18 protein-coding genes, 1 tRNA gene and 1 pseudogene are annotated in these 18,141 nt (G+C 38.9%); 14 read left to right on the top strand and 6 right to left on the bottom strand.

Annotation, left to right across the window (positions count from 1 at the left end):
• Nucleotide 1: 1 nt before the first annotated feature.
• From DW963_RS11210 to DW963_RS11225, 4 genes are all read left to right on the top strand, one after another.
• A complete protein-coding gene (locus DW963_RS11210) occupies nucleotides 2-826 on the top strand; it encodes an Mrp/NBP35 family ATP-binding protein (protein ID WP_117915791.1) in 825 nt (274 codons plus the stop codon).
• Between the two features lie 175 nt (nucleotides 827-1,001).
• Nucleotides 1,002-2,399: an MATE family efflux transporter gene (locus DW963_RS11215; protein ID WP_117915793.1), complete on the top strand. Its 1,398-nt coding sequence runs from the start codon at nucleotides 1,002-1,004 to the stop codon at nucleotides 2,397-2,399.
• A gap of 42 nt (nucleotides 2,400-2,441) precedes the next feature.
• Nucleotides 2,442-2,523: transfer RNA gene (locus tag DW963_RS11220), tRNA-Leu, on the top strand.
• A 105-nt stretch (nucleotides 2,524-2,628) separates the two neighbouring features.
• Nucleotides 2,629-3,498: an aldose 1-epimerase family protein gene (locus tag DW963_RS11225; protein ID WP_158568715.1), complete on the top strand. Its 870-nt coding sequence runs from the start codon at nucleotides 2,629-2,631 to the stop codon at nucleotides 3,496-3,498.
• Nucleotides 3,499-3,570: 72 nt separating this feature from the next.
• On the opposite strand, the pseudogene DW963_RS11230 reads toward DW963_RS11225, so the two are convergent.
• The 5 genes and pseudogenes from DW963_RS11230 to DW963_RS13810 form a co-directional block, all read right to left on the bottom strand.
• A pseudogene (locus DW963_RS11230) lies at nucleotides 3,571-4,949 on the bottom strand (aldehyde dehydrogenase).
• 1 nt (nucleotide 4,950) lies between these two features.
• Complete coding sequence (locus tag DW963_RS11235; protein ID WP_117915797.1) at nucleotides 4,951-6,174, bottom strand: iron-containing alcohol dehydrogenase; 1,224 nt, start codon at nucleotides 6,172-6,174, stop codon at nucleotides 4,951-4,953.
• A gap of 72 nt (nucleotides 6,175-6,246) precedes the next feature.
• Nucleotides 6,247-7,254, bottom strand: a complete 1,008-nt coding sequence (locus DW963_RS11240; RefSeq protein WP_286169343.1) for a polysaccharide deacetylase family protein — start codon at nucleotides 7,252-7,254, stop codon at nucleotides 6,247-6,249.
• Nucleotides 7,255-7,323: 69 nt separating this feature from the next.
• The gene (locus tag DW963_RS11245; RefSeq protein ID WP_286169345.1) at nucleotides 7,324-8,220 is read right to left on the bottom strand and encodes a CapA family protein; all 897 of its coding nucleotides are present in this window, start codon (nucleotides 8,218-8,220) and stop codon (nucleotides 7,324-7,326) included.
• Nucleotides 8,151-8,660, bottom strand: a complete 510-nt coding sequence (locus DW963_RS13810) for a CapA family protein (RefSeq protein ID WP_286169347.1) — start codon at nucleotides 8,658-8,660, stop codon at nucleotides 8,151-8,153. The genes DW963_RS11245 and DW963_RS13810 overlap by 70 nt, the downstream gene beginning before the upstream one ends.
• Before the next feature lie 190 nt (nucleotides 8,661-8,850).
• Here DW963_RS13810 and glnA point away from each other — a divergent pair, with 190 nt between their 5' ends.
• The 10 genes from glnA to DW963_RS11295 all read left to right on the top strand — a co-directional run bounded on the left by glnA (nucleotide 8,851) and on the right by DW963_RS11295 (nucleotide 16,975).
• Complete coding sequence (gene glnA, locus DW963_RS11250; protein WP_117915799.1) at nucleotides 8,851-10,185, top strand: type I glutamate--ammonia ligase; 1,335 nt, start codon at nucleotides 8,851-8,853, stop codon at nucleotides 10,183-10,185.
• Nucleotides 10,186-10,229: 44 nt separating this feature from the next.
• Nucleotides 10,230-10,784 (top strand): ANTAR domain-containing response regulator, encoded by a 555-nt coding sequence (locus DW963_RS11255; protein WP_117915801.1) that lies wholly within the window; start codon nucleotides 10,230-10,232, stop codon nucleotides 10,782-10,784.
• Between the two features lie 52 nt (nucleotides 10,785-10,836).
• Entirely contained in the window at nucleotides 10,837-11,736 is a 900-nt protein-coding gene (dapF, locus tag DW963_RS11260) for a diaminopimelate epimerase (RefSeq protein WP_117915803.1), read from the top strand.
• A gap of 1 nt (nucleotide 11,737) precedes the next feature.
• A complete protein-coding gene (locus DW963_RS11265) occupies nucleotides 11,738-12,367 on the top strand; it encodes a cyclodeaminase/cyclohydrolase family protein (protein WP_117915805.1) in 630 nt (209 codons plus the stop codon).
• A 28-nt stretch (nucleotides 12,368-12,395) separates the two neighbouring features.
• A complete protein-coding gene (locus DW963_RS11270; protein WP_117915807.1) occupies nucleotides 12,396-13,238 on the top strand; it encodes a bifunctional 5,10-methylenetetrahydrofolate dehydrogenase/5,10-methenyltetrahydrofolate cyclohydrolase in 843 nt (280 codons plus the stop codon).
• A 600-nt stretch (nucleotides 13,239-13,838) separates the two neighbouring features.
• A complete protein-coding gene (locus DW963_RS11275) occupies nucleotides 13,839-14,234 on the top strand; it encodes a CidA/LrgA family protein (protein WP_117915809.1) in 396 nt (131 codons plus the stop codon).
• The gene (locus DW963_RS11280) at nucleotides 14,227-14,919 is read left to right on the top strand and encodes an LrgB family protein (protein ID WP_117915811.1); all 693 of its coding nucleotides are present in this window, start codon (nucleotides 14,227-14,229) and stop codon (nucleotides 14,917-14,919) included. Before DW963_RS11275 ends, DW963_RS11280 begins: the two co-directional genes overlap by 8 nt.
• Before the next feature lie 109 nt (nucleotides 14,920-15,028).
• Entirely contained in the window at nucleotides 15,029-15,604 is a 576-nt protein-coding gene (locus tag DW963_RS11285) for a cytidylate kinase-like family protein (RefSeq protein ID WP_158567493.1), read from the top strand.
• 16 nt (nucleotides 15,605-15,620) lie between these two features.
• Nucleotides 15,621-16,301 carry a FadR/GntR family transcriptional regulator gene (locus tag DW963_RS11290; RefSeq protein ID WP_286169348.1) on the top strand — a complete coding sequence of 227 codons (681 nt, stop codon included), beginning with the start codon at nucleotides 15,621-15,623 and terminating at the stop codon, nucleotides 16,299-16,301.
• Between the two features lie 23 nt (nucleotides 16,302-16,324).
• Nucleotides 16,325-16,975: an HAD family hydrolase gene (locus DW963_RS11295; RefSeq protein ID WP_117915816.1), complete on the top strand. Its 651-nt coding sequence runs from the start codon at nucleotides 16,325-16,327 to the stop codon at nucleotides 16,973-16,975.
• Between the two features lie 5 nt (nucleotides 16,976-16,980).
• On the opposite strand, the gene DW963_RS11300 is transcribed toward DW963_RS11295, so the two are convergent.
• Nucleotides 16,981-17,934: an SGNH/GDSL hydrolase family protein gene (locus tag DW963_RS11300; protein ID WP_158567494.1), complete on the bottom strand. Its 954-nt coding sequence runs from the start codon at nucleotides 17,932-17,934 to the stop codon at nucleotides 16,981-16,983.
• Nucleotides 17,935-18,141: the final 207 nt, after the last annotated feature.

The raw sequence follows: 18,141 nt of genomic DNA on the forward strand, positions 1-18,141 counted from the left end.
TATGAGCGAGAATTGTTCAGGAAGCTGCTCAAGCTGCAGTTCAGACTGCGAATCAAGAAAAGGACCACAGATAGTGCGTAATGCCAATAATGGCAAAGTTAAGAAGGTTATAGCTGTTGTCAGTGGAAAGGGTGGGGTTGGTAAATCACTTGTCACATCAATGCTGGCAGTTAAGGCTAACAAGGAAGGAAAGAAGGCAGCAATACTTGATGCAGATATTACAGGACCATCAATTCCTAAGTCTTTTGGACTTACAGAAAGGGTAACATGTAATGAAGATGGAACTGTAATGTATCCTGAGACTTCAAAGAATGGTATTAAGGTTATGTCACTCAATCTACTTATGGAAAAGGAGACTGACCCGGTTATATGGAGAGGTCCTGTTATTGCTGGGGTTGTTAAGCAGTTCTGGGAAGATGTTGACTGGGATGAGACAGACTGTATGTTTGTTGATTGCCCACCAGGAACAGGGGATGTACCTCTTACAGTTTTCCAGTCTATGCCAATAGACGGAATCATTATAGTGACTTCACCACAGGACCTTGTTTCAATGATTGTTGAGAAGGCAATTAATATGGCTAAGCTTATGAATATTCCGGTTCTTGGAATTGTCGAGAACATGTCTTATTTCAAATGTCCAGACTGCGGTAATATTCATTATATATACGGAAAGAGTAAGATTGATGAAGTGGCAGCAGCTAATGATATCAAGACAGTTGCAAAGCTTCCAATGGACGCAAAGGTAGCTGGACTTGTTGATTCAGGAAAGGCTGAGGAACTTGATGTGTCCGCATTAGATGAAATATTTAATGCGATTATGGGTTAACATAATAATATATATATATTTGTCTTATAGAAGCTGTATTATTTACAAGCTTATTAAAAGAATAATAGCGATTTTTCTGTATTTTATGCCATAAATCACTAGAATGTATGATTGAATTACAGTATTATATATGAAGGATCCAAATAGGGTATTTTATAATAAGCAGGAGTAAATTATGGCATATTCACAAAAACAAAAAGGCAAGATTGATATGACATGTGGTCATATCATGAGAAATATTATACTGTTTGCGATACCGATTATTATTGGAAATGTTTTGCAGCAGTTATATACTACGGTTGATGCACTTGTAATAGGTAAATACTGTGGTGATACATCTTTAGCTGCGGTAGGAACGAGTTCGCAGCCGGTTGAAGTATTATTATGTGTCTTTTTAGGAATAGGAACAGGTGTGTCTATTCTTATTTCACAATATACCGGGGCCAGGGAATCGGGAAAGGTTGTTTCAGTATGTGGGACTTCAATAACATTTATATATATTATAGGTATTCCGATTGGAATTCTAGGTTGGTTTGCAGCACCATATATTCTGGAATTCATGAAAGTGCCGCAGGATGTGTGGGATGCCGCATTAATCTATACAAGGGTTGTATTCTTAGGCACACTTGGTAATCTGGGGTATAATATGAATGCCGGAATTTTAAGAGGACTTGGAGACAGCAAGGCTTCACTATGGTTTCTGGTTGTGTCATGTGTTTCTAATATAGTATTTGATTTACTGTTTGTTGCAGGTTTTGGAATGGATGTAGCTGGTGCAGCACTTTCTACAAGTATTGCAATGTTTATTTCATGGATTGTAAGTATTGTTTATATAAGAAAGAAGTTTCTAGAGATACAGTTTACATTTTTGCCGAGAAGATTCTCTGGAACAATGATGAAAGATATTCTGGCTATTGGCTTGCCGATTGGTCTTAATAATTCGCTTTATTCATTAGGACATGTTGCATTACAGACCTTTAATAATTCACAGGGTGCTATATTTATGGCGGGAGGTGCAGTAGCAGGAAGAATTACAGGCTGCGCTAACATAGCAATTACCGGATTGTCTTCGGCGGCCACTACATTTTCAGGTCAGAATTACGGTGCTAAGAAATACTCAAGAATTAAAGAAGGACACTGGAGAATTCCATTGTGTTCAGGTCTTATTACATTAAGCTTTGGATTGTTTTTTATAATGATACATAAACCTATAATCCGTTTCTTTTCATCAGATGAAATGGTATTGATGTATGCGAGCAGGCATGTTGTTGTCATGCTGCTTTCACAGTGGTTTTTTGCTATCTTTAACTGTATAATATCTATTGTAAACGGAACAGGAAAGGTGCGTTATACTACAATTGTCAACATTCTTATGCTTTGGGCGGTCAGAATTCCAAGTGCCTATATTATTAACAGATACTTTGATGGAACATGGGTAATGTTGTGCTTCCCAATTTCTTTCAGTTTTGGAATGTTTGCAATGATAGGCTATTATCTGTTCTCGCCATCATGGAAAGAACTTATGAGAATTGCAGAAAATAAACAAAATGAAGGTGAGCGAAAGACGGCGTGAGGTTGACGACATTGAAAGAATATGGTAATATAGCAAATGTTCGCGGATATGGCGGAATTGGCAGACGCGCTAGATTTAGGTTCTAGTGTCAACAGACGTGCAGGTTCAACTCCTGTTATCCGCATATTTTTAAGGCTGATGCACTTCTTTGTGTGTCAGCTTTTTTTGATTTGGAAAATATCAGATTGTGATGTACAATAAAGAAAACATGTCCGGAAAGGAGAACAATATGGCAGAGTATGTATTAGAAAACAACATTTTAAAAGTTACGGTGGATTCTAAGGGGTGTGAAATACGAGATGTATTATGTAAAACTGACAATACACACAGAATGTGGAATGCCAATCCTGAGGGGTGGAAAAGAGTTGCACCGGTGCTGTTCCCGCTTATTGGTAAATATAAGGATAACCAAAGCATTTATAATGGAAAAGTATATGAAATGGGTCAGCACGGATTTGCAAGAGATATGGAGTTCACACTTGTTAAGCATAATGACGGTATGCTGGTTATGAGACTTGAATCCGATGAAAATACTAAAGAGAAATATCCTTTTGATTTTACATTGGAGCTGGAGTATCACCTTATTGACAATGAGATTAAAGAAGTGTACAGAGTAATCAATAAAGATAATGTAATGATGCATTTCAGCATAGGTGGTCATCCGGCTTTTGTAACACCAGAGAATGATGCAGACATGGCTGGCTGCAAGATAAGATTTGATGCAGACAGAATTACATATCATCTGATAGGAGATTATCAATTAATGGCGAGGGATGAGTATGAGCTGCCATTAATTAATCATGAATATACAATACAAGAGGATAGCTTTGAAAAAGATGCATTTATAATTGAGGGTGGTCAGGCAGGAACGGTAAGTCTTGTAAAGAATGAAAAGCCTTTTGTTACTGTTAAGTTTGATACACCGGTATTTGGTCTGTGGTCATGCAAATCAAAAAATGTTCCATTTGTATGTATAGAGCCGTGGTATGGAAGAACAGATGCCATAGATTTTACAGGGGAGCTTAAGGACAGGGAATACAGTAATCATCTTGGCGCCGGAGAAGTTTTCGAGAAGTCATTTTCAATCTTTTTTTATTGATAACATTATTAACGAAAAAACAGCGCCGTATGCCATTGTATGCAATATAGCGCTGTTTTTTCTGCAAATTAATTATTTTAAAAACATATGAATTAAACTGTTATTTGATTTCGTGTATGGCTGGTAGCGCATAGGCAGGTCTAGCCAGCATTTTTTATCTACAATGCTCTTATAGTGTGAAAATGTATCAAATCCGGCTTTTCCGTGATATGAGCCCATGCCGCTTTCACCGAATCCGCCAAAGCCCATATCAGAAGTTGCAAGGTGAATGATTGTATCATTGATACAGCCACCACCGTAATTGCATCTTGAGGTTACATAGCGGGCTTCTTTCTTATTCTTAGTAAATATATACAGAGCGAGCGGGTGCATGTGTGCATTAACAGTGCTGACTGCCTCCTCGATAGAGTGAAAGGTAATTATAGGCATAAGCGGACCGAATATTTCTTCCTGCATCACAGCGTCGTCAAATGTTACATTATCCATTATCGTAGGTTCAATACGCAGTGAGTCAGCATCTGATGCACCACCAAGAACGACTTTGCTATTATCGATAAGGCCTGATATCCTGTTAAAATGCTTCTCATTAACAATTTTGCCATAATCATTGCTGTTAAGTGGAGAATTTGTAAACTGACGCTTTGTTTCGTTGATAAGTTCTTTCACAAGCTGGTCTTTGACACTGTCCTGAACATATATGTAATCAGGTGCAACACATGTCTGCCCGCAATTCAAGAATTTGCCGAATACAATTCTTCTGGCAGCGAGCTTTAAGTCCGCAGCTTCTGTTACTATACATGGGCTTTTTCCACCAAGCTCAAGTGTTACCGGGGTTAAGTATTCAGCGGCTTTGCGCATAACTTCTTTGCCGACAGCCTGGCTTCCTGTAAAGAATATGTAATCAAAATGTTCATTAAGCAGACATGTGTTTTCAGATCTTCCGCCAGTTACAACAGATACATAAGCAGGGTCAAATATTTCTTTTATTATGAGACATATAACATCGCTGACATAAGGTGAGTACGCACTTGGTTTAAGAATCGCTGTGTTTCCTGCGGCAATTGCATCAACAAGGGGTTCCATTGTCAGAAGAAATGGATAATTCCATGGGCTCATAATAAGGACAACTCCGCGTGGTGACGGCTTCTTAAAGCTTCTGGAATGAAACTGCGCAAGGGGTGTTGGAACATTTTTCTCTCTGCTGAATGTCCTTATATGTTTTAGCATATAAGATATCTCGCTGAGAGTAAGCCCGACTTCACACATATAACTTTCAAACTGGCTTTTGCCAAGGTCTTTATAGAGAGCATCAAATATTTCATTCTCATGTTTCTTAATTGCCGAATATAGTTTCTTTAAGGCATCAATCTTACATTTACATCAAGTGTTGTACCTGTAAGAAAGAAATGTCTCTGCGATTGTACAAGTTTATTAATCTGTGTAGCTTCCATATCATACCTCATTTTCAAGCGTATTATCTTTCATAAGTTTATAGTAGAATTGTTCAAGTGTCTTAGCGTCCATAAGAACCGGAACAGGGTAGAGAGGATTAGCCTCTTTGTCGGCATACCCTGCAAGCTTAGGAATATCCTCCTCTTTAATCTCAGGAATTGTATCACCAATGTTAAATCTCGCTTTCATATCTTTGACTGCCTGTATAAATGCTTTGGCAGCAGTTTCATCGGACATATCCTTATCTGCAACACCGGCGGCAATTGCAAGGTCATGCAGCTTCTTATAGATGGATTCTCCATAGCTTTCAAGAACCATTGGAAGAATTATGGCATTTGCAAGTCCATGAGGAACATTATATTCGCCACCTAGAGAATGTGCAATTGCATGGACATATCCGACATATGATTTAGTGAATGCACATCCGGCATAATAAGCGGCTTTAAGCATATTTTTTCTTGCTGTTGTATCAGAGCCGTGAGTGTATGCTCTGTCAAGATTGTTAAATATTAACCTGGTAGCCATAAGCGCGTCTTTTCTTGTGCCTGGAGTTGTTGAGTTTCCGATGTAGGCTTCAACGGCATGTGTAAGTGCATCCATTCCGGTAGTTGCGGTAATTGAAGGAGGAAGCGTAAGTGTTACCTTCGGGTCAAGAACTGCATATCTTGGAATGAGAGGAAAATCGTTGATAGCGTATTTGTGGCGGGTTGTGGCGTCTACAATTACGGCGGCAAGAGTAGTTTCACTGCCTGTTCCTGCTGTTGTAGGAATTGCAATCAGCAGAGGGAGCTTTGAGTGAACCTTAAGGATTCCTCCAAGCTTAGACAGATGTGTCTTAGGCCTTGCTATTCTTACACCAACAGCTTTGGCACAGTCCATGCTTGAACCGCCGCCAAAGCCTATTATGCAGTCACATTTGTTATCTTTATATATGGCAAGTGCCTCTTCCACAGTATCAGTTGTAGGGTTAGCTACAGTTTTATCGTAAACATGGTATTCAATGCCGGAATTGTCGAATACATCTGTAAGCATAGAAAGAATGCCAAGCTTTGCAATTCCTGGATCAGTAATAATTATAGGACATGATTTCTTCTTTTTGTTAAGTACAGATGGAATGTCAGATAACGCACTTACAATTTTAGGCTTCCTGTATGGAAGAAATGGCAGTGCAATCTTGAATACAGTCTGAAAACTTCTGCAGTATATTTTCTTGAAAATGTTCATTGTACACCTCTTTTGAATTTAAAATATTTTGACTACCAAATTATAATACCCGAAGTTTATATTGACAAGGGGTTAGTCAGGAATCTGCAGACCGGTTCCATCCATATGGAAATTCTCAGTATTAATAAGCTGCGATACAGGCACGATTTCGTAGCCTTGTGACTGCAGACCGGTTATTACGGATTCGAGAGCTTCAGCTGTGTATTTAGCACCGTTGTGCATAAGAATTATGGAACCGTTCTTAAGAGCTTTATGTGTTGTCACGGTCTTAATTATGTTATCTGTTCCATAGTCCTTCCAGTCAAGGGAATCTACATCCCATTCTATAGGATAGAAGTTACAGCCATAGACAGTATCAATAAGTGTTGAATTGTAATCACCGTATGGCGGGCGGAACAGGAAGCTCGTATATCCGGTGATTTCTTTTATTTTATTGGCAACAGACATGATTTCATCTTTCTGCTCATTTACAGAAAGTTTACTCATTTCTTTATGGTTCTGGCTGTGATTGCCGAGGTCGTGACCGCGGTTATAGATTTCAAGAACCTTATCAGGGTAGCTGTCCACCCAGCCTCCGGTCATGAAAAATGTGGTTTTGATATTATATTTATCAAGAATGTCAAGAATCTTTATAGTATCTTCATCGCCCCATGCGGCGTCAAATGATATGGAAACATATTTTTTGGAGGTATCAAGATTAGTTTTTTTACTAAGGTCAACACAGTATATAGGAAGTTTACGGCTGCCTATGCTGCAATTGCCCATGATTGCGCCGCCGCCAATTCCGTTTCCCTGATTGGATGAGTTGTATGGCGGTAATCTGTCGGAATCTGGTGGAGTTGACTGATTAGAACTGCTTGAATCATTTGATGAACTGGATTTATCGGAGTTGTTTGATTTATCGGAAGTACCTGAACTGTCTGATGATTTAGGTGGCTCATTGGTAATTGTAGATGTGTTTGCAGAATTTTCAGAAGAGGATTGTTTATGTCTTGCGGTTATTATGCCGCAGATTACTAAAATGATTATAACGCAGTATATGAATATAATGCGCATTTTCTTATTAGAAAAAAGAGACATACTGATACCTCGGATAATGCTTAGTATCAATATATCTCTTTATATTTTAAAAAATTACTGATTTTTTCATTACTTAGCAGAAGAACTGCTTTCTGTTGCAGATGTATCTTTAACAAGACCATCAGGATGGAGTGAAACATTTAATTCACTTGTGCTTTCATCGTAATCATCGCCAAGAATCTGCTTAACGAGAGTCTGGCAGTATGAAAGGCTGAAATCAGAGCAGCCGGAATCGTTGCGGATTGCGTTGCCTGATGCAAGTGATTCTGTGTAGTCACTTAATTTATATGTAGTGATTGCCTTCTGGCCGAAAAGCTTCTGTGTTATAACAGGTGTAAGATTATAATTCTTAACATAACATCCTGTTTCATCTTTAACAAGTGTCATCTTAGCCATACCGCCTATCATACGAGGCTTCTGATCCTGATTAGAAACGAAGTTACCAAGTGAATAGTATACAAGCATTTCATGTCCCTTAGTATCAGATACTACCTCGACAGGCTCAAGGACATGAGGATGTGTACCGATAACAACATCAACACCAAGGCTTAAGAAAAGCTGTGTCCAGTAATTCTGGTTAGAATCTGGTGTGTAGACATATTCAGTACCCCAGTGTGGAAGTACAATAACCATATCAGCAAGCTGTTTAGCCTTAGTTACATCTGCTGTAATCTTATCCTTATCAAGCATGTTTACAATATAAGGCTTGGAATCAGGAATAGGAATTCCATTAGTTCCGTATGTGTAGTTAAGAAATGCTATCTTGAAACCTTCTTTTTCATAAACATATATATTCTCATAATCTTCCTCTGTTTCGTTGATACCAAGAACAGTAGTATCAGGATGATAAGTCTTCCAGAATGAAAGGCAGTTCTCAACACCCTTAAGTCCTTTGTCTAATGTGTGGTTGGTAGCATGAAGGATAATATTGAAACCGGCTTTAACTTCTGCATCACCAAGTGCCATGGTGAGTTAAATGTTGGATATCCTGTGTAAGCAAAATCAGAACCGCCGAGGATTGTTTCCTGATTAACGATTTTTATGTCTGCAGAGTTGATATCCTTAGCTATGTTAGTGTAGAGATGGTCAAAGTTGTAAGTTCCATCATCCATAAGACCACTTTTTACAACACCTTCATGCATAAGCATATCACCAATCATCATGAGGTCGACCTCTATAGTCGGAACCTTGGTTGTAGTTTCTTCCTCTGTTGTTGGTTCAGCAGTAGTTTCATTATTCTGGTTATCGGCAACAGAAGGATTATTTTCTTTTTTGTGACTGCCAATAACAGCGAATACGATACATATAGTTACAACAAAGAGTACAGCAGCAATGATAGCAATGAGTTTTGCATTAAGTTCAGAGCGTCTGCGTCTCTTAAGAGGTACATTTGTTTTCTTAGCCATAATTTATCTCCCTTAAAATTATTAATATATGTCTTAAAAAGACGAAATATGCATAACTATGGTACATTAAGAAACAAAATTATTCAAGAAAAATATTAGTATTCTACACAAAGAGATTAAAATGTAGTATATTTATAAAAGCTGGCAATAAGCCACAATAAGAAATATATAATTATAGCGGAGGTTTCTTATGAGCAGATACAATAAGGATGATATATTCAGGATGGTTGAAGAAGAGGATGTAGAGTTTATACGTCTTCAGTTTACAGATATTTTTGGAACACTTAAGAATATTGCAATTACTTCAAGCCAGCTTGAGAAGGCACTTGATAACAAATGTATGTTTGACGGTTCTTCTGTTGAAGGCTTTGTAAGAATTGAAGAGTCAGATATGTATCTGTATCCTGACTACGATACATTTGAAATATTCCCATGGAGACCACAGCAGGGAAAGGTTGCAAGACTTATCTGCGATGTGTATACACCAGATGGCAAGCCTTTTGAGGGCGACCCAAGATGGATACTTAAGAAAACTATTAAAGAAGCGAATGAAATGGGATACCGTTTTGATGTCGGTCCAGAATGTGAATTTTTCTTGTTCCATACAGATGACAACGGACTTCCTACAACTTTAAGCCATGAAAAAGCTGGATATTTTGATCTTGGACCTAATGACCTGGGCGAGAATATAAGAAGAGATATGGTTCTTACTCTTGAGGATATGGGATTTGAGATTGAGGCTTCACATCATGAGGTTGCTCCTGCACAGCATGAGATTGATTTTAAATATGATGAGGTTTTAAAGACAGCAGATAATATACAGACATTTAAGATGACAGTTAAGACAATTGCCAAGAGACATGGACTTTATGCAACATTTATGCCAAAGCCAAAGTTTGGTATCAGCGGTTCTGGAATGCATATTAATATGTCACTTGCAACTGAAGAGGGTAAGAATATATTTGCAGATGAGAATGGAAAGATTGGTTTATCAGATGATGCATATCATTTTATTGCTGGTATTATGAAGCACGCAAGAGGTATGTCAGCAATAACTAATCCGCTTGTTAATTCATATAAAAGACTTGTTCCGGGATATGAAGCACCTGTATATATAGCATGGTCAGCAAAGAACAGAAGTCCGCTTATAAGAATACCTGCATCAAGAGGAAATGGAACGAGAGTTGAGTTAAGAAATCCGGATCCGACAGCTAATCCATATCTGGTACTGGCACTCTGCCTTGCAGCAGGACTTGATGGTATTAAGAACAAGATAGAAGTACCTGATAGTGTTGACTGCAATATATATGAGATGACACCTGGCGAGAGAAGGGCAGCAGGAATAGAGAATATGCCGGCAGACCTTAAGGAAGCAGTTGACTGTCTTGTGGCAGATGAGTTTTTATGCAGTGTACTTGGAGAACATATTACAACCAAATATGTTGAAGCTAAGATGAAAGAATGGGAAAACTACACAACAAGAGTCTCACAGTGGGAAATTGATGAATATCTCTACAAGTATTGATTAAACATGGTAAAGCGTATGCTGAGTAGAAAAGGAGTTAATTGATGTCCACATTGATTGTAGCATTTCCCAAGTTAGAGGAGGCTAAAGCAGTAAGGAACCTTTTGATTCACAGAGGCTTCGATGTCGCTGTACCATGTACGAGTGGAGCACAGGCAATCAATCAGGCAGATACATTGTCTGATGGAATAATAATATGCGGATATAAGCTGTCAGATAATATGGTTTATACTGAATTATATGAATATAAGCCAAAGAGCTTTGAGATGTTGTTAGTTGCGTCCCAGAACAGATGGGAAGATTGTCAGGACAATGGAATTGTATGTGCGGCAATGCCAATAAAGGTTAATGACCTTGTGTCAACTATAGAGATGATGCTTCAGGCACAGATAAGGCGCAGAAAGAAACTGCGGTCACAGCCAAGAAAGAGAAGTCCGGAAGAACAGAAGATAATTGATGATGCAAAGCATCTGCTTATGGAAAGAAATAATATGTCAGAGCAGGAAGCATTCAGATATATCCAGAAATGCAGCATGGACAGTGGCAATACAATGGTAGAGTCAGCAACTATGGTGATGGGAATATATCAGGATGTATGACAAATGTGATATATCACTGCATTTATAATATATAGGAAAAGGGAGACGCAGTATGAAGTTTACTAAAATGCATGGAGCAGGCAACGACTACATATATGTAGACTGCACACAGTCAGTAATTGATAATCCGTCACAGGTCGCAATTGACTTAAGTGACAGACATTTTGGAGTAGGTTCAGACGGACTTATTCTTATCAAGAAATCAGATAAAGCAGATTTCTTTATGGAGATGTACAACGCAGATGGTTCGCAGGGACAGATGTGTGGCAATGGAATAAGATGTGTTGGAAAGTTCGTGTATGACAATGGACTTACAGATAAGACAACAGTTACTATTGATACACTTGCAGGTGTGAAGATACTTGAACTTAAAACCGGTGCAGATGGCAGGGTTGAGACGGCAAGGGTTAACATGGGCGCACCAATTCTTGAGGCAGCACAGATTCCTGTTGATACGAAGGAACTTAAAGAATATAAAGGCTGTGAGACAGAGACAATTGCCGGAAAGGTTGTTAAGACACCTGTTGTGGATGAGACTATTGTTGTAGAAGGTAAGGAGTACAAGGTAACAGCAGTTTCAATGGGTAATCCTCATGCTATTGTTTATCTTGATAAAGATATTGATATTAAGAAATTTGAGATTGAAAAAATCGGACCTTTCTTTGAAAATCACAAAGCATTTCCAGAGAGAATTAATACTGAATTCATTCAGGTTATAGATAAGAATAATCTTAATATGCGTGTGTGGGAGAGAGGTTCCGGGGAGACACTTGCCTGTGGTACAGGTGCATGTGCGAGCCTTGTTGCAACTGTTCTTAACGGAATGTGCGACACAACAGCAACACTTCATCTTCTTGGAGGTGACTTAAAGATTACATGGGATAAAGATGAGAATACCGTATATCTTGAAGGCCCGGCGAAAACAGTATTTACAGGGGAGGTAGATATTTAATATGATGACAGATATGACAATGGATAATTTTCTTGCGGTTTTATCTTCAAGTGAACCGGTGCCGGGAGGCGGCGGAGCGTGCGGATATGTGGCAGCAGTAGGCATGAGCCTTGGTAATATGGTGCTTGCACTTACTACAGGAAAGAAGAAATATGCAGAGTATCAGGAAGAGATTGAAGAACTTATTGTTAAAGCGACAGACCTTACAAAGAGACTTGCAGAGTGCATGGATAAGGATGCTGAAAGCTTTAAGCCTCTTGCAGCAGCTTATGGTCTTCCTAAGGATACAGAAGAACAGATTAAGGAAAGAGAAGCAATTATGGCAAAGGCACTTGTTACAGCCTCAGAAGCCCCTCTGTCAATGATGGAGCTTATACTTGAAGCCATGAAGCTTATCGACCGTATATCTGTAATTGGAAGCAGAATTGCAATCAGTGATGCAGGTGTCGGCATAACAATGTGTGAGGCTGCAATGAAGGGGGCTTCACTTAATGTATTTATCAATACAAAGCTTATGAAGGACAGAGAACTTGCTGAAGATATGAACTTTAAGGCAGATAAGATGCTTGTTGAAGCAGCACAGATTGAAGAAGAAACATTTGGAAGAGTTATGGACGCTGTAAGACCATAGAACAAGATTGCAAAATAAGGAGGGATATATGGAGACACTTAAGGGATTACCGGTTGCTAATGCTATTAATGAGAAGATTATTGAAGAGATGAAGGACTGGAAGGGCGCAACTCCACATCTTGCAATTGTGCGTGTTGGTGAAAGACCAGATGATATGTCATATGAGCGTGGCGCTACCAAGAAGATGGAAAAAGTAGGATTCAGATGTACTTCATATACATTTCCTGCTGATATTGATAATGATACTTTCCAGAAAGAATTTGACAAGATTAATGAAGATGAGGATATTGACGGAATTCTTCTTTTAAGACCTTTGCCAAAGCATCTTGATGAGAAGGCAATTGAGAACAGAATTGCCAGTGTGAAGGACCTGGACGGAATATCACCTATGAATCTTGCAAAGGTATATGCAGGGAATCCGACAGGATATGGTCCATGTACAGCAGAAGCTGTAATTGAGATGTTAGATTATGCAGGAGTTGACTTAAAGGGTAAGAGAGCAGTAGTCATCGGAAGAAGTCTTGTTATCGGTAAGCCGGTTGCGATGATGCTTATGAAGAAGAATGCAACAGTAACAGTGTGTCATACTAAGACAGTTGATATGCCAGGAGTATGTAAGGGTGCTGAGGTGCTTGTTGCGGCAGCAGGCGTTGCAAAGATGGTTGACAAATCATTCGTTGCAGACGGTGCAGTTGTAATTGATGTTGGAATAAATGTTGATGAAGACGGCAATCTGTGTGGTGATGTTGATTTTGAAGATGTTGCAGAGAACGCTTCTGTATGTACACCGGTTCCTGGAGGAGTAGGTTCGGTAACAACATCAGTTCTTGCAAAACATCTGCTTAAGGCAGCTAAGGCAAGAAGAGGGTAAAATGGGCTGATAGCGCAGGTTCAATTCCCGTACGGTGCTTTAAGATTTGAATTGGATATAAGTGAGTAAAACTGTCGTGTCAGGAATGATGCGGCAGTTTTCGTGTTATGGGGCTTGTGTGCAGGTGGATGTAGGAATTAGGTAGATTTAGAATTCAGGCGGGCAGATTGGACGTTAGAGATGCGGGAAGACATGATGAAGTCCAAAAAGGAAGCCAAAGCCTGGAGGATTGGACGTTGAAGCTGTGTGAAGGCACGATGAAGTCCAAAAGGGAAGCCGAAGCGCGGAGAATTGGACGTTGAAGCTGTGTGAGGGCACGATGAAGTCCAAAAGGGAAGCTAAAGCCCGGCAGATTGGACGTTAGAGCAGAGTGAAGGCACGATGAAGTCCAAAAGGGAAGCCGAAGCCGAGCAGATTGGACGTTAGAATTGTGGGAAGACATAAAAAAGTCCAAAAGCCATTCATAAAAATGAGGACGCTACCCAAGAATTATCCCAAAGACGCATTTTCCACTTGCTTTATTACAGTAGAAAATGTATTATAACAAGAAGAATTGGTGCTACCAATTTACAACAGCAGTTACAGGATAGGAGAGTTATTATGAAATTATTAAGACAGTTTCTTATTATACTGGCGATTTCTTTTATCGGGGAGGCGTTGAAATATCTGCTTCCGCTTCCCGTGCCAGCCAGTATATATGGAATGGTGATACTATTTGTGGGACTTATTACGGGACTTATAAAGCTTAGCTGGGTAAAAGATGCAGGGAAATTTCTTATAGTTGTAATGCCTGTTATGTTCATTCCAGCAGGAGTAGGACTGATGTCTTCATGGGGTGTGTTAAAGCCGGTACTTGTGCCGGTGCTTATTGTTACGGTTGTTGCGATAATAACGGTTATGGCTGTTACAGGTCAGGTTTCGCAGATAATCATACACGCTGACAGGAAGAGAGAATTACGCAAAGCAGAAAGAAATGAGGTTAATGTTAATGAATGATTTTTTCAGAGAATCACTTTTTGCAGGAGTCACTTTAAGTCTTTTATCATACTTTATTGGTTCTGTGCTTAAGAAAAAATTTAAGCTTGGAATATTCAATCCACTGCTTATATCAATAATAATAACAATAATAGTACTTGCAGTATCAGGTGTTGATTATGATGTATATAATCAGGGTGCCAGGTATCTTAGCTGGTTTCTTACACCGGCAACTGTATGTCTTGCAATTCCGCTGTATGAGCAGTGGAGTCTTCTTAAGAAGAATTACAAGGCAGTTGTTGTAGGAATAGCATCAGGTGTGCTTACAAGTTTAACAACGGTACTTGTGTTATCTAAAATTATGAATCTGAGCCATGCTGAATATGTTACACTTCTTCCAAAGTCAATAACTACTGCTATTGGTATGGGAGTATCAGAAGAACTTGGAGGTTATGTAACAATCACAGTTGCGGTAATAGTTGTAACGGGAGTGCTTGGAAATATATTTGGTGAGCTTATATGTAGAATATTCAGAATAAAAGAGCCAATTGCCAAAGGACTTGCGTTAGGGTCTGCCGCACATGCTATAGGAACAGCCAAGGCTATGGAGATGGGCGAAATTGAAGGAGCAATGAGCAGTCTTTCAATTGCAGTTGCAGGTATACTTACAGTTGCACTTTCATCGTTATTTGCTGGATTTATGTAAAATTATGAGGATAGTGTGAAAATAATATTTTCACATGCGGGGTTTGTGCCTGCGCGCACTTGGCACAAACCTATTATGCGCAAAAAGCGTGCGCAGAAAAGAGGTATATATGATAATCACGATTGCAAGACAATGTGGATGTATGGGTGACCAGATAGGAAAAGCACTGGCAGAGAAATATTTTATACCATTTTATGATAAGGATGCTGTTTGTAGGCTGGCAAAAGAGAAAGGTCTGTATGAAAAATATCCATATTTTTATGGAGAAATGCCACTTGATATGATGCTGTATGCTGACACAATGGCAGGTGATGATACATCAGATAATGGAAAAACTCCACGCAAGGCTATGGCTGACATAATCGGTAATGAAAATTGCGTAGTTGTCGGCAGATGTGGAAACAATGCATTCAGACACAGAGAAGATGTTATATCAGTATTTCTCACAGGAAACAAAGAAAAAAGAGTAGAACTTATAGAAAAGAAGCACAATGTCAGCCCTAAGAAAGCAGCTAAGATAGTTGAAGATACAGACCTTAGAAGACGCTCATATCACAATTATTATACAGGTGAAGAATGGGGAAATGCAGAATATTACGATATATGCATAGATGTTTCAAAGGTTGGGGAAGATGGTGCATTAAGACTTATAGAAGCCTATATTAATGAGACAGGGGTGTTGTAATCTGGAATCAGCTGACATGAATCAGAAAAAAATTTCGCAGGAATACAAAAAGGCAATTCAATATATTTATGAGCTTATGAAAAGCGGAGAGCTTACAATAGGAAGCAGACTGCCTACTGAGCGTGCACTTGCAGAAACTCTTGGGATAGGACGCAATTCAACAAGAGAAGCTTTAAGTATTATGCATGGAATGGGACTTATAGAACGCCGTCAGGGTTCTGGCAATTATATATCAGAAAATGTCGGGCAGTCCATAAAGCAGACAATATTAATGATGATTGCATTAAAAACTGTTACTAAGCGCGAAGTGTGCGAATTCCGCCGCATGATGGAAAAGTCAGTGTGTAATGCAGTAATACATACAGGTCTTATGAAAGAACAACAGGAACGACTGGAAAGCATGGTTAATCAGATGATGACAGAAACAGGTGATGCACTTGTTGATATTGATAAAGCATTTCACGAGGAACTGATTGCAGATACAGGCAACAACCTGTGGATTACACTGATGGAAGCTGTTGTTGAAGTCTACCGCGAATGGATAGATTATGTCATAAAGCATGCAGATGGAATTAAGAAAAAGAAACTTTTAAAGACACATGAAATGATATATGATAGCCTTATAAAGAAGGATATTGAGACACTTAATGCAGCGATTGATGAGCATTACGATATAATTGAGGAGCTGCTGGGATAAAGAAGCCATAACAAGGAGGATATATGAAATACAAAATCGTTATATTTGATTTGGACGGAACGATACTTAATACATTGGAAGACCTTGCAGATAGTACTAATTATGCACTTTCAGTATTTGACATGCCTGAGAGGACGATTGAAGAAATTAGACATTTTGTTGGCAATGGGATAAGAAAGCTGATGGAAAGAGCAGTACCACAGGGAACACCAGAAAGCATGATAGTTAAGGTGCATGAAACATTTACAGAGCATTATAAGAAGCACTGTGCAGATAAGACAAGACCTTATGATGGAATAAAAGAACTTATTGAGAATATAAGAAATGCCGGTGTGTACACAGCGGTTGTGTCTAACAAGGCTGATTATGGAGTACAGGCATTATGTAAGGATTATTTTCCAGGACTATTTGATTATGCGGTTGGAGAGAGAGAAGGCATAAGAAGAAAACCATATCCGGACAGTGTTAATGAAGTATTAAGACAGTTTGATGTTGACAGAACACAGGCTGTATATGTCGGGGATTCAGAAGTAGATGTCCAGACAGCGGCTAATGCAGGAATGGATGTATGTATGGTTGGCTGGGGATTCAGAGATGAAGAGTTCTTAAAGGATAATGGGGCTGAGTTTGTTGTACACAGCCCCGAACAAGCATGGGAATTCATTAATAAGTAATATACTTATATCACGTTATGAAGCAAGGCGGACTGCAATTCATAAAGCTGGGGGTTCTTGGATTTAAGAATCAGTTCTACCAGACCTTCGGTGATAAGCATTGCACCGTCCTTGTTAAAATGTGTATTCTCAGAAACAGTTTCTGGCTTGGCGAGTTCTTTTAAGAAATCGTCAGGCCATTTTCCTTTATTGATACCTTTCTTGATAGAGGTATATCTATGTATATTATCATGTCCGATTTTTTCAAAGAGATTAACTGAATAAGAAAACAGATCAAGTACAGGTGTGCCGGTTTCTTCACCAATCTGGCGCATAGCTCTTATATAGCTGAAATTATTGCCACCGTGGCAGCCTGGAGCGTCCATAATTGTTCCGTCAGCATTGAAAAATGTTCTTGCAGGTGCAGTAACTAATACAGGAGATGCATCATGCTCTCTTGCCATATCAATAAACTGTTTGATGAACCATTTGTAACTGCCCATAGAAGCGTCTTTTGAGTATGGATAGTAAGTGTCATATGGATAAGACTGGTTTATGGCAAGAACACTGTTAAGAACAGCCTGTTTATCAGTTATCGAATCATCGCTATTAAGTGCCTCAATATATTCAGATGGTATATAATTCTTAGGCATCTTAACTCCTGCTATAACAGGAAATCGACCTGATTCATCTGGTACGCCAAGCGGAGTCTGACGGTTAAATATAGATTTGTAATCCTTTGAATCGTCATCATTATGACAGAACTCTATAAAAAGATAGTCTCCGGACTGAATATGTCTGTCAATCTCTTCAAATCTTCCTTCATTAATAAAAAGTCTTGAACTTCTGCCACCCTTGGCATAGTTAAATACATTTACATCAGGCTTAAAGAAGCGTGGCAGGAACTGTCCCCAGCCTGCAATAAATTCTTCCTCAGTATAATTCTGTACAATAGAGTCTCCAGCAAGATAAATGTTCATACATACCTCCTTGTTTTGCGAAGCAAAATTCGACTGCCATGTAGGAGCAGAGATATTGCCTCCGTCGCTTTTCATCAATTATAATCCTAAACGTTTTCACAAACTACATATACTTTGCAATTATATTGATATAAAACAGATAAAAAGAACATGATATTGTACTTGAAAAGTAATATTCTTTATGATATTATTCATGTGTATGAATAT

Origin of the sequence: Eubacterium sp. AM46-8, from assembly GCF_003466705.1 — a bacterium.
Lineage (GTDB): Bacteria > Bacillota > Clostridia > Lachnospirales > Lachnospiraceae > Lachnospira.

What these genes read in the sequence shown, in the direction of transcription:
- DW963_RS11210 (WP_117915791.1), top strand. Translation starts at nt 2, where the DNA reads ATGAGCGAGAATTGTTCAGGAAGCTGCTCAAGCTGCAGTTCAGACTGC.
- glnA (WP_117915799.1), top strand. Translation starts at nt 8,851, where the DNA reads ATGAGCAGATACAATAAGGATGATATATTCAGGATGGTTGAAGAAGAG.
- dapF (WP_117915803.1), top strand. Translation starts at nt 10,837, where the DNA reads ATGAAGTTTACTAAAATGCATGGAGCAGGCAACGACTACATATATGTA.
- DW963_RS11275 (WP_117915809.1), top strand. Translation starts at nt 13,839, where the DNA reads ATGAAATTATTAAGACAGTTTCTTATTATACTGGCGATTTCTTTTATC.
- DW963_RS11265 (WP_117915805.1), top strand. Translation starts at nt 11,738, where the DNA reads ATGATGACAGATATGACAATGGATAATTTTCTTGCGGTTTTATCTTCA.
- DW963_RS11225 (WP_158568715.1), top strand. Translation starts at nt 2,629, where the DNA reads ATGGCAGAGTATGTATTAGAAAACAACATTTTAAAAGTTACGGTGGAT.
- DW963_RS11235 (WP_117915797.1), bottom strand. Translation starts at nt 6,174, where the DNA reads ATGAACATTTTCAAGAAAATATACTGCAGAAGTTTTCAGACTGTATTC.
- DW963_RS11295 (WP_117915816.1), top strand. Translation starts at nt 16,325, where the DNA reads ATGAAATACAAAATCGTTATATTTGATTTGGACGGAACGATACTTAAT.
- DW963_RS11270 (WP_117915807.1), top strand. Translation starts at nt 12,396, where the DNA reads ATGGAGACACTTAAGGGATTACCGGTTGCTAATGCTATTAATGAGAAG.
- DW963_RS11285 (WP_158567493.1), top strand. Translation starts at nt 15,029, where the DNA reads ATGATAATCACGATTGCAAGACAATGTGGATGTATGGGTGACCAGATA.
- DW963_RS11215 (WP_117915793.1), top strand. Translation starts at nt 1,002, where the DNA reads ATGGCATATTCACAAAAACAAAAAGGCAAGATTGATATGACATGTGGT.
- DW963_RS11255 (WP_117915801.1), top strand. Translation starts at nt 10,230, where the DNA reads ATGTCCACATTGATTGTAGCATTTCCCAAGTTAGAGGAGGCTAAAGCA.
- DW963_RS11240 (WP_286169343.1), bottom strand. Translation starts at nt 7,254, where the DNA reads ATGTCTCTTTTTTCTAATAAGAAAATGCGCATTATATTCATATACTGC.
- DW963_RS11280 (WP_117915811.1), top strand. Translation starts at nt 14,227, where the DNA reads ATGAATGATTTTTTCAGAGAATCACTTTTTGCAGGAGTCACTTTAAGT.
- DW963_RS11290 (WP_286169348.1), top strand. Translation starts at nt 15,621, where the DNA reads ATGAATCAGAAAAAAATTTCGCAGGAATACAAAAAGGCAATTCAATAT.
- DW963_RS11300 (WP_158567494.1), bottom strand. Translation starts at nt 17,934, where the DNA reads ATGAACATTTATCTTGCTGGAGACTCTATTGTACAGAATTATACTGAG.
- DW963_RS13810 (WP_286169347.1), bottom strand. Translation starts at nt 8,660, where the DNA reads ATGGCTAAGAAAACAAATGTACCTCTTAAGAGACGCAGACGCTCTGAA.
- DW963_RS11245 (WP_286169345.1), bottom strand. Translation starts at nt 8,220, where the DNA reads ATGGCACTTGGTGATGCAGAAGTTAAAGCCGGTTTCAATATTATCCTT.